13 protein-coding genes are annotated in these 15219 nt (G+C 47.4%); 5 read left to right on the forward strand and 8 right to left on the reverse strand.

The genetic code is table 11. The features are described from left to right. Nucleotides 1-7: 7 nt before the first annotated feature. The 4 genes from CIK88_RS06250 to CIK88_RS06270 form a co-directional block, all read right to left on the reverse strand. Nucleotides 8-619, reverse strand: coding sequence for a DUF4290 domain-containing protein (locus CIK88_RS06250; protein WP_094389831.1), 612 nt, complete (start codon nt 617-619; stop codon nt 8-10). 19 nt (nt 620-638) lie between these two features. Next, a complete protein-coding gene (gene tsaB / locus CIK88_RS06255) occupies nt 639-1328 on the reverse strand; it encodes a tRNA (adenosine(37)-N6)-threonylcarbamoyltransferase complex dimerization subunit type 1 TsaB (protein ID WP_094389832.1) in 690 nt (229 codons plus the stop codon). A 1162-nt stretch (nt 1329-2490) separates the two neighbouring features. Continuing rightward, a complete protein-coding gene (locus tag CIK88_RS06265) occupies nt 2491-4509 on the reverse strand; it encodes a helix-hairpin-helix domain-containing protein (RefSeq protein WP_094435257.1) in 2019 nt (672 codons plus the stop codon). A 19-nt stretch (nt 4510-4528) separates the two neighbouring features. Next, nucleotides 4529-5629, reverse strand: coding sequence for an SGNH/GDSL hydrolase family protein (locus tag CIK88_RS06270; protein WP_094435259.1), 1101 nt, complete (start codon nt 5627-5629; stop codon nt 4529-4531). An 87-nt stretch (nt 5630-5716) separates the two neighbouring features. On the opposite strand from CIK88_RS06270, the gene ruvB reads away from it, so the two are divergent. The 5 genes from ruvB (at nt 5717) to ribD (ending at nt 10386) form a co-directional block, all read left to right on the forward strand. Then, nucleotides 5717-6754, forward strand: a complete 1038-nt coding sequence (gene ruvB / locus CIK88_RS06275; protein WP_094389880.1) for a Holliday junction branch migration DNA helicase RuvB — start codon at nt 5717-5719, stop codon at nt 6752-6754. A gap of 5 nt (nt 6755-6759) precedes the next feature. Further along, nucleotides 6760-7224, forward strand: coding sequence for a pantetheine-phosphate adenylyltransferase (gene coaD, locus CIK88_RS06280; RefSeq protein WP_094389837.1), 465 nt, complete (start codon nt 6760-6762; stop codon nt 7222-7224). A 64-nt stretch (nt 7225-7288) separates the two neighbouring features. Continuing rightward, nucleotides 7289-7714, forward strand: coding sequence for an rRNA maturation RNase YbeY (gene ybeY, locus CIK88_RS06285; RefSeq protein ID WP_094389838.1), 426 nt, complete (start codon nt 7289-7291; stop codon nt 7712-7714). A 55-nt stretch (nt 7715-7769) separates the two neighbouring features. Continuing rightward, the gene (locus tag CIK88_RS06290) at nt 7770-9353 is read left to right on the forward strand and encodes an L-lactate permease (protein WP_094435261.1); all 1584 of its coding nucleotides are present in this window, start codon (nt 7770-7772) and stop codon (nt 9351-9353) included. Nucleotides 9354-9414: 61 nt separating this feature from the next. Then, nucleotides 9415-10386 (forward strand): bifunctional diaminohydroxyphosphoribosylaminopyrimidine deaminase/5-amino-6-(5-phosphoribosylamino)uracil reductase RibD, encoded by a 972-nt coding sequence (gene ribD / locus CIK88_RS06295; RefSeq protein WP_094435263.1) that lies wholly within the window; start codon nt 9415-9417, stop codon nt 10384-10386. Between the two features lie 69 nt (nt 10387-10455). Here ribD and CIK88_RS06300 read toward each other — a convergent pair whose 3' ends face one another. The 4 genes from CIK88_RS06300 to argS all read right to left on the reverse strand — a co-directional run bounded on the left by CIK88_RS06300 (nt 10456) and on the right by argS (nt 15068). Continuing rightward, nucleotides 10456-11781, reverse strand: a complete 1326-nt coding sequence (locus tag CIK88_RS06300) for an ATP-binding protein (RefSeq protein ID WP_094389841.1) — start codon at nt 11779-11781, stop codon at nt 10456-10458. A 210-nt stretch (nt 11782-11991) separates the two neighbouring features. Beyond that, the gene (locus CIK88_RS06305; protein ID WP_094435265.1) at nt 11992-12780 is read right to left on the reverse strand and encodes a Cof-type HAD-IIB family hydrolase; all 789 of its coding nucleotides are present in this window, start codon (nt 12778-12780) and stop codon (nt 11992-11994) included. Between the two features lie 41 nt (nt 12781-12821). Beyond that, nucleotides 12822-13280 (reverse strand): RNase H family protein, encoded by a 459-nt coding sequence (locus tag CIK88_RS06310; protein ID WP_094435267.1) that lies wholly within the window; start codon nt 13278-13280, stop codon nt 12822-12824. A gap of 3 nt (nt 13281-13283) precedes the next feature. After that, nucleotides 13284-15068 (reverse strand): arginine--tRNA ligase, encoded by a 1785-nt coding sequence (argS, locus tag CIK88_RS06315; RefSeq protein WP_094435269.1) that lies wholly within the window; start codon nt 15066-15068, stop codon nt 13284-13286. Between the last annotated feature and the right edge of the window lie 151 nt (nt 15069-15219).

Below are 15219 nucleotides of genomic sequence, written 5' to 3' on the forward strand. Positions count from 1 at the left end.
AAAATACTTATCTGCGACCTTTTCCCTTATTGCGTTTCATGGGAATAGGGTCTGTACCGGGAATGATTTTCTCAAACTTAAACTCGTTGAGATCAAGCTGTATCACACCGTCCGTCAGTCGGGCAATATCGTCAGCCACCTTCTCGTCGTCTGTCGAACCATGTCCCCAATTTGCCAGATCACGCTTCATCTGATTGGCAGTCAACCGTGCTAGTTCGTCGCGTTCCTCTCCCGGCGGCATGCTCTTGAGGCGTTCAAAAGACTCATCAAGCAATCTACCGTAGTGACGCATCTTAAACCGGCTCTTGTTATAAGAAATCGGTGCGGGCTTTGCCAAAAACTTTTCTGCCAACGACACATCGTAAGGCCAGTCGATATCGAGCTTCTTGTCGCTGATGAGATATAGGTGATCCCAATAAGCCTGTGCGTCACTGTTGTTGACTCTGGCTTGCGGATTACGACTCTCCATCAGTCTGACGATACTCTTTGCACAGCGCAGGCGTTCCTCTTTGGAAGGTAACGAACAGGCATGTTGCACCATCAACTGAATCTCGCGTCCATATTCAGGCATGACGAGTTTCTCGCGTTGTGTATTGTAATCTATTCCTTTGATGTCCATTGTCATGTTGTTTTGTCTTTTAGAGTAATTTCTTGGGCTTGAGGGCCACAAAGTCTTTCAGATAGAAAGGCACAAAGTAGGCCACATCTTCCGTACGTCCGTCCAGCAATCGGCGCTCTGCCAGCGGCTGCATCCAGCGTGCCTGTGGCTCAATGCCGTCTATATAGTGGGCATTGGGATGATCGATGATGTCCATACACTTCTTCGCACCATTGCCGAAGAAATATACGGGATGCTGGTCGAGCCACTGCCGATAAGTATCGGCATTCACCACGTCGGCACCTACCGGCCGCACCTCTTTCAGGCTGCGATCGTAGATGGCGGCATAAACTTCCATGCGTCGTGCATCGAGCATGGGACAAAGTAAGGCATCGTCTTCAATGCCTTCGCGCAGAAGTATGGGCACACAAAGAAGCTCAAGTGTAGGAACGGCAATGAGTTTCAAGTCACGTCCGTAGCAGACACCCTTTGCCATTGACACACCGATACGCAGTCCCGTATAGCTTCCAGGACCGCAGCTCACAGCCACGGCATCGAATGGAATGGCGTGACTATCAGTGAACGAAAGGGCCTCATCCACCATTGATCCGAGTCGTTCGGCATGGTTAGGACCGCTATGGTCTTCTTCATGATAAATGCAGTGGCTGTCTTCCGACACTGCCACCGAACATACGTCTGTGCTGGTTTCAATATGTAATATACAAGCCATGTGTCTTGGAGTATATAATAGTTCAAGCTGCAAAGTTATGAAAAAAAAACGATATTCTGTGTATTCTGCCCTATTTTTACATTACTTTCACGTCAAAGAAGATAGTACAAAGCGCAAGACTCTCCAACTTTCTCCTATTGTCCTCCTATCATTCTCCCATTTATCATCGTAAAAATGGGACTTACTTGGGACTTACTTGGGAGTCACATAGGACTTACATACAATCTGTATAAGGCCTAAATAGGCCGTGTACAAATACAAAAAAGGAAGAAACTCAGAATCATCTGCAACTTACCAGGAATATGCTCACATCTAATATAATACTATCTTCTTAGTTCAGAACTGGACATCCATACGACGGATACAAGCCTAAGCAAAATATCAGAAACACGTAAAACAAAATAGCGCTCAGATAGTTAAAGCCTGTTAACAAACCATTGTTTTCGCACACAAATCCTTGATATACGTCAAGAATATGATAATTTAATGCATGATTTATTGCAAAAATGTTGCGAGATATCGAAAAACATCGTAACTTTGCATCGTCAAAAGGAACAAGAGGTTCCAAAATGACACACACAAATAGATTGTTTTAGGTTAGTAGTAATATTTATAGTTTTAGGTTTTTAGTTATTGGTAAAAAGAAAGTTTGAAATATGGATAACAGTGGTCGCCGTGAGGCTCCCATAACTTTCTTTTTTTTATTTGAATTTTGTTTTATACAAGATATACTACCGCAAGGTAGCCCCGACCGAAAGGTCAACAACATTAGAAAAGGATTTTTAGTTATACATAGGCTTTGGATGTCGCTGCTCGTGGTGAGTAGCGGCATTTTTTTTTGAATTTACTCGGCAAATTCAATGAATTTGCATCTTCGCTGAATATTTCATTTGACTCCTATACCTATCTGTTGTGAGCGCCATGCAAGTTTTATTGGTGTGCAAATCAATTTATTTTGCTCAGCAATTCAATTTGTTTTCCTCAGCAATTCAATTTGTTTTCCTCGGCAATTCAATTTACTTTGCTGAGCAACGTAACATCCACAAACATGCAACACGCTATATACAAGCATATTACATGGCTTTTCAACAACACAGAGAAAACAGGTCTTTTGAAACCATCAATATCAGACAATGCCAAAAGGTCTGACCCTGGTGATCGTTCAGAACTTCCACTCCATCTGCAACTGTAGGTCGGGTTGCGAGGAATGGCATATTTCCTGCTTGCCACTGCCTATCTTAGAACGGTCGAAATAATCGGTGACACCCAACTTGGCTGTTAGCATCAGACGGTTGGCAATGGTGGCAGAGGCCAAGAAACTATACCGGATGCCTTCACCATAGAAGGCAGGGAAATAGAAATCATAGCGCAACGATGGCTCATACTGATAGAGGCGGCTCTCATAACTATTGGTGTGAAAATAGCCCATGCGCCCCGACAGGCGGAAGGCGGAACGTTTCCAAGTCAGCTGCTGACTACCCATATAGCCCCAATACTGCTGATGGATGCTAACCGAAGTGCCGTCGAACTGGGTCTGCCAAGATAGCCACGAACCTATTGCCCTACTCAGCCGGAGGCGCAACCGATGGTTGTAGCGATTGTAGAGGGTAGTTTTCTCTGCATTGTCGCGCTGGGTGAGATGCAATCGGTAATAGCCATCAAGCATCCAATTGCGGCTCTTCCACTCGCAAGCTACCTTGGTATCGAAGACATCGCTCGATGCGCTGACCTGATAGCGTGCCCAAGCAAAGTGGGCATAGTCGGCATATACCTTCAACAGAAATCGCCATGAGGGTCGCCATTCCATGCCGACATACATGCCATGCTCGTTTTGCACCTTGCCTCCTTCCGAGAAACTGCGAGCATGGAGGGCGGTGTATTGCTTGTCGTAGTAGCGGTGGATGGCTGAAAAAGTCAGTGAGGTGGCAGGATGCCAAGTAGCACGATGCAGCAAAGCCAAGTGGCCATGGCGGTTGATGGCTGCTTCGCCTGCCAACGAGATGTTATCGCCTGTATAACCGTAATCCACGCTCATATTGGCAAAGGTGGATCCTGCGGCTTGATAGCGACGGAAGGGAGCACCCTCACGGTCGGGATCAAGTGTGCGGTCGAAGTGGGAATAGACAAAATTGCCATTGACATAGACCTTCTTGCCATGCCAGCCAACACTTCCACCGGCATCCCATCGGTAGGTATTATGCTTTTTGTCCATCTCGGCAGGCAGGCGATGGTAGCCCGAAGTGAGCAGTGTGCGCACGGTTCCATCATCGTTGAGCGTGGCATCAAGCGGTCGGTAGGAGCCGAATACGGTGGTGCGCCAATGGTCAGACAGGCGCATGGTCAGGGCTGCACCCTGCAGATAGTTGGCAACAGATCGTGAGCTGTAGGCTCGGATATCGGCAGAGGATCGCATGGCAGACTGTAGCATCATGGTTTTTCCCATGGCGAAAGCTCCGTTCATGATGAGTCCCATGCCCATCTGCACCCGATACATGCCCAGACAAAGGCGGTCGATACGCCCCAAATGGTTGAGTTGCAGATAATAGGAGTAGTGGTCATACCCCATCTTATTGCGGTCGGAAAAGAAGGGTTCGCCGGCATCTTGTGCTGCCGTAAACCCCACTTTCAATCGGTCGCGATAGTTGTGCTGATAGCGCACGGTATGGGCATAGCGCTTGCCCAAATATCCATCGCGGTAGCCCTTACGGGTGTAAAACGGTATGGAGACGGTGGCTGACAGCGTATTGTCGCCTCGCAAGAGGGCTGAGTCCAGTCGCAACGTGGGCATTTGACGCTCGACGGGTGCCACACAGACAAAGTGTAACAGCAGTCGGCGCACATCGTCACCTATCGACTTCACCAACAGCAGTTCGCTAAGGGATAGCATGGCCTTGTTGCGATAGATATACTCCAAGAGGTCGCCCACCTGTCTGGCGGAAAGAAAAGGCAGCCGCTCAAGTTGCTCGCGAGTGGCACTATTCAGGTTGATGGGGTGGTTTTCCAGTTCTGTCAATTGGTCGAATGCCTCTTCCCATTGGGCGGCATCGCCCTCATCAGCCTCAACCCACTGCCAAAAATCATCTTGCCAAGGGCGCGATTGCTGTGCCGACAGCATCAAAGGCGATGCTGTCAGGCACAGAAGCAGACATAGGCACTGCCCCCACTTGCTGTAGTTTGCCATATCCTCCCTATTTGGTTAATCAAAACCACTTCATCAGCGGTCGCAAGAATGCAACGAGCTCAGCTGCCATTTTCTGGTGTTGCCAGAGTGATGGATGCCATGAAGCGCCATAGTATAAATCGCCGGTTTGGGGTGTGAAGTCGAAGCGATAGACCTCGGCGTCACCGCCCTTGCGTGCCTCTGCCACTACTTCATCGAGGATTCGACGGGCTATGTCGAGCTCTTTGCCATTGAGCATAGAACCGCAAAGATACACTATTTTGGCATGTGGATTGCGTTGGCGCACCTGAGCGAGAAAGCGTTTGTAGGCTTGTTTAAGCAACTTTGTATCGTAATTGTTGGTGGAGAGGTCATTGGTGCCAAGGTTGATGCACACCAACTGAGGTTGGTAACGGGCAAAATCCCATTTCTCCGAACGGTCGTAGAGGTTGGTGTAGAGATATTCGGTGGTCATCACATTGTCGGGAGTACCTGTCTTCGGACCGTCATAACTGCGATATACTCCAATGCCACTGCGTGCCACGACATGCGCTACGGCATCAAGATCACGCGTAGCGATTTGCGCATAGGTGAAATAGTGGTTCTCTGTTTCGTATTCGAAAGGATCGCTCATCTCGATACTCTCGTTGCCATAACCGCAGGTGATGCTGTTGCCGATAAATTCGATAGTGCGTTGGGGCAATGCAGGGGCTGGCAACAACTTAGCGCCAGCGTCGAGAACGAAACCACGGAAGTCGGGTTTGAGTTCATAACCTTCTATCACATACATCAATCGCACATCATGACAACCTTGAGGTAAGGCTGTGGCAAGTGTAACAACCGAATCGCGCTCACCCATGAAACTCACTTTGAAGGGTTCGGCACCATCTATTTGTGCCATGAAATAGCCACTGCGAGGTTTTGCCATCATCTTCAACGAGGAGCCGGTAAAGCGCGCAATGATCTGTGTGCCAGGGAAAGTGAAGCGCGGACGCATGGGATTGGAGAAACAGATGCGTCCCACATACTGGATGCAACTGTCGGTGGGGTTGATAACTGTGCCTGTTACAGGACGTGTGGTCGATGCCGCAGCCGAAAAGACGGCAACAACTGAGAGCATGAGGAAAACGATTCTTTTCATGAACTATAGTATGGTTTTTTGTTATTCGCTTTGCAAAATTACAAAAATTATGATTAACTTTGCACCAAAAGCGATAAAAAAACAATGATGGACGAAGATTTCGACATAAGACAAGAGCAGATCTCAGCATCGGAGAAAGACTATGAAAACGCACTCAGACCACTCTCGTTCGATGATTTCAGCGGACAGAAACAAGTGGTAGAGAATCTCCGGGTGTTTGTAGAGGCTGCTAAATATAGGGGCGAACCATTGGACCACACCCTGCTCCATGGCCCACCAGGACTGGGTAAGACCACACTGTCCAATATCATTGCCAATGAATTGGGAGTGGGATTCAAGATTACCAGCGGACCGGTGCTCGACAAACCGGGCGACTTGGCAGGCATCCTGACATCGCTCGAAAAAAACGATGTGCTCTTTATTGACGAGATACACCGTCTGTCACCAGTAGTTGAAGAGTATCTATACTCGGCTATGGAGGACTATCGCATAGACATCATGATAGACAAAGGACCGTCGGCACGGTCCATACAGATTGACCTCAACCCCTTCACACTCGTGGGGGCTACAACAAGAAGCGGACTCTTGACGGCTCCACTGCGCGCACGTTTCGGTATCAACATGCACTTGCAGTATTACCAACCAGAGACGCTACAACGCATTATCACGAGATCGGCATCGATTCTCGGTGTACCCATCACCGCTGAAGCAGCGGCTGAAATAGCGGGAAGATCGAGAGGTACGCCACGTATCGCCAATGCACTGTTGCGACGAGTGCGCGACTTTGCACAGGTGAGAGGCACTGGACGCATCGACACCAATATCACACAGGTGGCATTGACAGCGCTCAACATCGACCAATACGGACTGGACGAGATAGACAACAGACTGCTGTTGACCATCATCGATAAGTTTAAAGGGGGACCGGTGGGCATCACGACCATTGCTACGGCTATCGGAGAAGATGCAGGAACTGTGGAGGAAGTCTATGAACCATTCCTCATCATGGAGGGTTTCATCAAGCGAACACCACGGGGAAGAATGGTCACCGAACTGGCTTACAAGCACTTTGGACGCAACCCCTATACGGGAAACATCATGGAACCAGGACTCTTTGACGAATAAAAACTATGAGAACAGGAATATTTGTGGGAAGCTTCGACCCCTTTACCATCGGACACGACAGCATCGTCAGACGAAGTGTGGCACTATTTGACAGACTCGTTATCGGCGTAGTGGGCGACCATGTGGGGAAACCTTATATGCAACCGGCGGAAAATCGGATGAAGGCGATTGCCGAACTCTATGCTGACGAACCACGCATAGAAGTGAAACCATACTACGGACTGGCGGTGGATTTCGCTCGCAACGAGGGGGCGCAGTACATCATCAAAGGGGTTAGGTCGGTAAAAGACTTTGAGTATGAACGCGAACAGGCGGACATCAACAGACAAATGAGTGGGGTGGAAACACTGCTGCTATACAGCGAACCACAACTTTCGAGCGTTTCTTCAACCATGGTGCGAGAACTGATGCACTTCGGAGTAGATGTTTCTCCTTATCTGCCGAAAGCCAAAACACCAACGAAGCAATAACGCTGGGCAATGAAAATACAGCGTATGACTACAATATACAGATAGAACGAAAATTAAAAACAATATGATAACATACAACGCAGAAAACGTGAAATTCCCGAAAATAAAGCGCCGGGAAACCACAGCATGGATTAAAAGAGTAGCTGCCTCCTATGGAAGAAAGGTGGGAGAGATAGGGTATCTCTTCTGCGATGACGAGAAAATACTGGAGGTGAACCGCGAATACCTGCAACACGACTATTATACTGATATCATCACCTTCGACTATGATGAGGATGACATCATCAGCGGAGACCTCGTCATATCACTCGACACCGTAAAGAGCAATGCAGAACTCTTCCATAAAAACTATGACGAAGAACTACACCGCGTCATCATACACGGCATCCTACACCTCTGTGGCATCAACGACAAAGGGCCGGGAGAACGGGAAATCATGGAGGCTGCAGAAAACAAAGCGCTGGCAATGCGAACCGCAGAAGCACAATAGCCGAAAAACGAAACTGTAAATACTTACACACAAATACACTAAAACACTAAAACCTATGACAGCAATTATCGCTATTATCCCCATTATCCTGCTCTTCGTATTGATGCTGGGACTGAAAATGCCCGGTCACAAGAGCGCGTTTATCACTTTGGCTGCCACCGTCCTGTTAGCGCTATTCGTGGCGCCAGCAATGGGCATGATGCCAGAAAAGTTTGCCACTGCCAGTACCTATGCAGTAGTGTGGTGGAGTCTTGTGGAAGGCATACTCAAAGCCGTATTTCCTATACTCATCATCATTCTGATGGCTATCTACAGCTATAACATACTGGTGGAATCGAAAGAAATAGAAACTATCAAACAGCAGTTCACATCGTTTACAGACGATAAAGGAATACTCGTTCTCATGCTTGTATGGGGATTTGGAGGACTTCTCGAAGGTATGGCGGGATTCGGAACGGCTGTGGCTATTCCTGCGGCAATACTTATCGGACTGGGATTCAAACCGATGTTCTCGGCACTGGTGGCCCTCATCGGAAACACCGTGGCTACGGGATTCGGTGCTGTGGGAGTGCCGGTAACAACGCTCTGCAACGAAGTGGCACCGGGCGGATCGGCATCGGCAGAAGCCATTTGCGAGACATCGGCATTCGCTGTGGTACAGCTCTCACCATTGTTCGTCCTGCTGCCGTTTATCATCCTGATGCTCACCGACCGGAAAGCTTGGGCGAAAAACATTGCACTGGCACTATGGACGGGCATCATATCGGTAGTGGTGCAATATCTCTGCGCACGCTATCTGGGATCGGAAACTCCTGCTATCATAGGCAGTGTGGCGGCTATCGTGGCTATCATCATCTATGCTAAACTCTTTGGGAAGAAGAAGGAACATCGTGAGAACGAACGACACTTCACACTCGGAGAGACCTTCCGCGCATGGAGCGTATATCTCTTTATCCTTGTGTTTATCCTTGTCAGCGGTGCACTATGCCCACCAGTCAACGATTTCCTCAAAACACATCTCGTATCGAAAGTGCCGCTGCCGGTCATCGGATCGACGTTCAAATTCGGATGGATATCCAATGCTGGACTCATGCTCTTCTTAGGTGCTACCATCGGTGGAATGATACAAGGACTTTCTTTACGCAAGTTGATGATAGTGCTTGCACGTACTACCATCAACCTGCAGAAAACGGTGGTGACCATCGTTTCACTCATCGCATTGGCATCGGTCATGAACTATAGCGGCATGATAGGGGCTATTGCGGCAGGACTCGTGGCACTGACTGGATCGTTCTATTCATTCTTTGCACCACTCATCGGCGCTATCGGAACATTCGTTACAGGATCTGATACCTCGTCGAATATACTTTTCGCAAAACTACAAGCCAATGTGGCAGGACAGTTGGGCATGACGGGCACATCGTCATTCTATGGCATCTCTGGCACGGAAAGCAACTGGCTCGTCGCTGCAAATACCACTGGTGCAACTGGTGGAAAGATGATTTCACCACAAAGTATCGCTATTGCTACTGCATCGTGTGATATGCAAGGAAAGGACGGAGAGATTATGCTTTCGGCTATTCCCTATGCGGTGGTATATATCATACTCGGAGGACTCATGGTCTATTTCGGTATTTAATCTGGATGACATAACATACGGACACGGCCTACAACAAGACAACATACACCTATTTATATATATGGAACACGACAACAAGCAACCGGTTTGGACGGACGACGACGTGAAATATATGCGGCGTTGCATACAACTGGCAGAGAACGGACTGCTATCCACACGACCTAACCCGATGGTGGGTGCGGTGATTACAGCACGCGGAAGAATCATTGGAGAGGGCTATCACGTGAGATGCGGACAAGGTCATGCTGAAGTGAATGCCTTTGCTTCTGTACGTCAAGACGACGAACCGTTGCTCAAAGAGGCAACCGTCTATGTGTCGCTCGAACCCTGCTCACACTGGGGCAAGACGCCACCTTGCGCCGATCTGATTATCAGCAAAGGGGTGAAGCGCGTTGTGGTGGGCATCATCGACCCATTTGCCCAAGTGCAAGGACGGGGCATCAGAAAGTTGCGTGAAGCTGGAATAAAGGTGGAAGTGGGATTGTTGGAGGATGAGTGTTGGTGGCTCAACAGGCGATTCTTTACTTATCATGCCCAACAACGACCATACATCATCCTGAAATGGGCACAGACGGGCGATGGATTTATCGATGACCATTACCACCCAGTAATGATTTCCAATCCGCAAACGCAAATGCTTTCACACAAACTGAGATCGGAGGAAATGGCTATATTGGTGGGACATACCACTGCTGAGCGCGACAAACCGGCTCTCAACGTGCGACACTGGACAGGACAAGATCCGAAGCGCATCATTCTAACCCATGCACGCCCACTGCAACAACTCATAGATGATCTTCATCAACAGGGCATCCAGTCGCTCATCGTGGAAGGTGGAAGAAAGACATTGGAAAGTTTCATAAAAGCGGGATTATGGGACGAAATACGGAGAGAGCTATCGCCCATGACCATTGGAGACGGTACTCCTGCTCCCCATTTGCCTGCCGACATCGCCATTGTCAGCCATCACCATTATGCCGACAACACCATCACCGTCTATCGCCGCAAACAACATAAAGGCTCACAAGCATAATCAGGCTACTACATAACACGTGCAGGGATTCCTTTCAGAATCCCTGCACGTGTTATAATAGTTTCTCGCTCAACATTTATTGAAAATATTCTTGATGGCATAAAGTGGATAGACCCTGATGTCATCATAACTACAGAAATTTTCAAGTGATGTACGGATTCCATAGTCAATGTCTTTCTGGTGAAGAAAATAACGCATACTTTGCATAGAACCTTTGATACCCGATTTAACTTCTATTGGACGTATCTTATCAGCAAGTTGTACTACGTAATCCACTTCAGCATTGCTGCCACTCTTCTCCCGATGCCAACAGAAAAGTGATTTTGGTTCGTAACAAGAGGATGATTTGACTATTTCGTTACCAACGAAAGTTTCTGCGATGGCACCACGATTTACAACTTGTATGTCAGTAGTGGATAGAATATCTGAAAGGTCTAAACCTAAAAGACATTGCAACAATCCAGTATCAAGGAATATCATACGACGATATTTTTCATTGATTTCTGCTCCCAAAGGTATTCCGTTGGCAGACGTATGGGTTACTGGATATACAAGTCCGGCAAGGATAAGAGTTTCAAGTGCTGTTTTAATCTGCTCGCTGTTTCCATCGCAGTTCACCTTGCTATATACGAATTTGCCAAGCCCTTGCTCGGCAACAGAACGGAATACGGCATCAATACGAACAGACGGGACACGCTGGCGATACTTTACAAAATCATCTCTAAACGACTGTATCAGGTCGCGCAATAGGTGCTGACACTCTTGCAAATTACCATCTTGACAATATCTGGATACCACAGCGGGCATTCCTCCCATAATCAGGAACAACCGCAATTTGCGCACGGCTTGCTCATGTATAGGTTCTGGAAGTGGATTAAATGGATTTGCTTTGGCTATCACACTTGCCAACATCTCATCACCCGTAGCCCACAAAAACTCCTCGTAAGAAAATGGATACATAAAGATACTTCTTATTCTTCCAACTCCATAGGATGGTAACGATTCTAAAGCAAACTCCAAAAGAGAGCCTGCCGCTATTAGATGTTGTTCTGGATACTTTTCATAAAAGTATCTTAAACGATTAATTGCTTGTGGGCATGCTTGTATCTCATCGAAAAACAAAAGGGTTTTGCCTGCAATAATTGGCTGATGAAGCTGTATTGACAACAATTGGCAGATCTCTTGTGGTGAATAAGTTCCGTCAAACATATAATGTATGTCAGGCCGTTCATTGAAATCCACTTCTGCAAAGTTATCAAATTGCTCCGAAAGATGCCGTACTGCAGTTGTTTTTCCAACTTGTCTTGCTCCTCGCAATAGCAGAGGTTTTCGGTCTGTTTGCTTTGCCCAGTTCTGAAGTTCTTTGTCTATATATCGTTTGTTATATTTAGCCATATCCTATATGTTACTGGTTTTCAGTCGCAAAGATACCACTTTTTTATGAAATTAAGAATCAAGAATTGGTTAAATTTTATAAAATTAGGGGCTAAGAATCACTCAAATCAGAGAAAATTAGGGGCTAAAAGCTGCCCAAACCTTATAAAATTAGGGGCTAAGAATCACTCAAATCAGAGAAAATTAGGGGCTAAGAACAGAATTAAGACATTAGATAATGCCATAATGGCGAAGCGCCAAAAGGATGCCATCATCATCTACACTTGTAGTAACATAAGTAGCAACAGCCTTCAATTCGGGGATGGCATTACCCATGGCGATGCCTGTTCCAGCCTTGAGAATAATGCTCATATCGTTGCCACCGTCACCGAAAGCGATGGTGTGGTTCATATCTATACCTTCTGCCTCTGCCATGGCGATGAGCCCTTTGCCTTTGTCAGCATCGCAATGGGTAATGTCGGTAAACTCCGGATGCCATCTGCCCGACACACAATGGGGCACTTGGGGCATGAGCAACGACTCATGGTGGGCATCAAAGAATGCCGACAACTGATAGACAGGTTCTTCCATAGCCACGTCAAGGGGCGTATCGTAGTCGATATTGGTCACCGCAAGGTCGTGTTCAAAGATACGTGCAATACACTCTTTGCTATTGAATGGCACCATGCGTGACTCGGTACAAACGAGACAAGCATCGTCATTCTGACGACAATCGTTGAGAATCAAATCCACATCGGCAGGGGCTATAGGCACACGACGAACGGTGCGCTTGCCTACAAAGCAATGTGCTCCGTTGGTAGTGATATAGCCGTCAATGAGATGTTCGATAGGTTTGAGATTGTTGAGAATATAATAGGGACGTCCCGTAGAAATATAGATGCGTGCACCATTGGCCTTAGCCTGTGTGAGGGCAAGGATGGTAGATGGTGGTATCTGGTGGGTTTTGAAACTAACGAGAGTACCGTCGATATCGAAGAAAAGGGCATATTGATGATCCATGAAATACAATCTTTATATTGTGAAACTAGTGGGTAAGAGGTTTATTTCCTACCGAAATCGGCAGGAACCTCACCCCATTTCTTGGTTTCCCACTTGATGATGGGGTTCGTCCAAGTATGTGTATTCAACCAACGCTCAGCGCGCTGGATAATCTGATAAAGTGGTTCTGTCTGTGGTGTGCGCTCAAGTTTGGTCTTACACTGGCGTTTCTTCACCCAAAGAATGGCATTGTAAGAATCACTATAAATGGTTTTTTGCGTTTGTCCTTGCTGTTGCATGAGTGCGAGTGCATGGACTATGGCGAGAAATTCACCGATATTGTTGGTGCCTTTCATCGGACCGAAATGGAACACACGGGCACCTGTAGCTAAGTCGATGGCCTGATATTCCATCGGACCGGGATTTCCGGAACAGGCAGCATCGACGGCCCACGCGTCTGCCGTCACCTCAAGAGGCAACGGCAGAACGGTGTCGTTTCGATAGTCGGGAGGGTTCTGCATGGGCTACATACGCTCAGGAACCTCGATACCAAGCAGTGCCATGCCATTGCGGATGACTTTTGCCACGTTGCGTGCAATAACAAGACGCACGAGTTTCTTCTGCTCATCGGCCTCGTTGAGGATGCTATAGTCGTGGTAGAACTGGTTGAATACCTTTGTGAGTTCGTAGCAGTAGTTGGCAATGCCACTGGGACTGTAGTCTTTACCGGCCTGCTCTACGGCAGCGCCATACTCGCTCATCTTCTGGATGAGTTCGGTTTCCTTGTCGGAAAGAACTGCGGTGAGTGGTGCTTCGGATGCTCCCTGCTCGCCTGCCTTGCGCAGAATGCTGCGGATACGGGCATAGGTATATTGGATGAAAGGACCGGTATTGCCATTGAAGTCGATAGACTCTTCGGGATTGAAGAGCATATTCTTGCGTGCATCAACCTTCAGAATGAAGTATTTCAGGGCACCCATTCCCACGATGCGTGCAATCTCGTTGCGCTCGTCTTCACTCATATCGTCAAACTTACCCAGTTCCTCACTGGTCTTCTTGGCGTCGCTGACCATGAGTGCCATCAAGTCGTCGGCATCGACAACAGTACCTTCACGGCTCTTCATCTTACCATTGGGAAGTTCGACCATACCATAGGAGAAGTGGACAAGTTCCTTACCCCACTTGAAACCGAGGCGATCGAGGAGTATTGAAAGTACCTGGAAGTGGTAGTTCTGCTCATTGCCCACCACGTAAATCATCTTGTCGATGGGGTAATCCTGGAAGCGCATTTCAGCAGTACCGATATCCTGTGTCATATAGACACTGGTTCCATCGGAACGCAACAGGAGTTTCTGGTCAAGGCCCTCGTTAGTAAGATCGGCCCAAACAGAATTGTCGGCATGACGCTCAAAGAGGCCTTTGGCAAGTCCTTCCTCTACTTTGGCTTTACCCTTGAGATAGGTCTGCGATTCATAGTAAATCTTATCAAACGAAACACCCATCTTTTTGTAGGTCTCGTCGAAACCGGCATATACCCAGTTGTTCATCTTTTGCCAGAGGGCACGCACTTCGGGATCATTATTCTCCCACTTCACCAACATCTCGTGTGCCTCCTTAATGAGAGGAGCCTCCTGCTTGGCTTGTTCTTCGTCCATGCCACTTTCAACAAGTTGCTTTACTTCTTCGCGATAATGCTTATCGAAAGCAACATAGTAATCACCAATCAGGTGGTCGCCCTTCTTACCGCTTGTCTCAGGAGTCTCGCCATTGCCATATTTCAACCAAGCCAACATAGACTTACAGATATGTATGCCTCGGTCGTTGACAATATTGGTCTTCACTACACGATTACCGTTAGCCTGCATAATCTGTGCTAACGACCAGCCCAACAGGTTGTTGCGCACGTGTCCTAAGTGAAGTGGTTTGTTGGTATTGGGCGAAGAGTATTCGATCATCACCAACGGACTATTTTCATTAGCTTGACGCTCACCATAATGTTCATTGGCATTGATATCGTTGAGCAGGGCAAGCCATGCTGCTGGCGCAATGACCAGATTGAGGAAACCCTTCACAACGTTGAATCCTGCAACAGCTTCGCAATGGTCTGCAAGATACTGACCAATCTCTTGTGCAGTCTGTTCTGGATTCTTCTTAGAAATCTTAAGGAAGGGAAATACCACTAATGTAAGATTACCCTCAAACTCACTACGTGTCTTCTGCAGTTGCACCATCTTTTCGGGCACTTGTTGTCCGTAAAGTGATGATACGGCCTCTTGTGCCGATGTGATTATCTGTGATTCTATATTCATATACCTATTATATTTAGAGTGCAAAGGTACGATTAAGTGAGCAGAATACAAAAAGAAATACCAAATTTCTTTTGGATTCTCGAACGTAAGTACCTAAGATGCGAAGCATCAGAGGTACGATTAAGTGAGCAGAATACAAAAAGAAACACCG

The sequence above is a fragment of the Prevotella sp. P5-50 genome (assembly GCF_002251295.1).
Lineage (GTDB): Bacteria > Bacteroidota > Bacteroidia > Bacteroidales > Bacteroidaceae > Prevotella.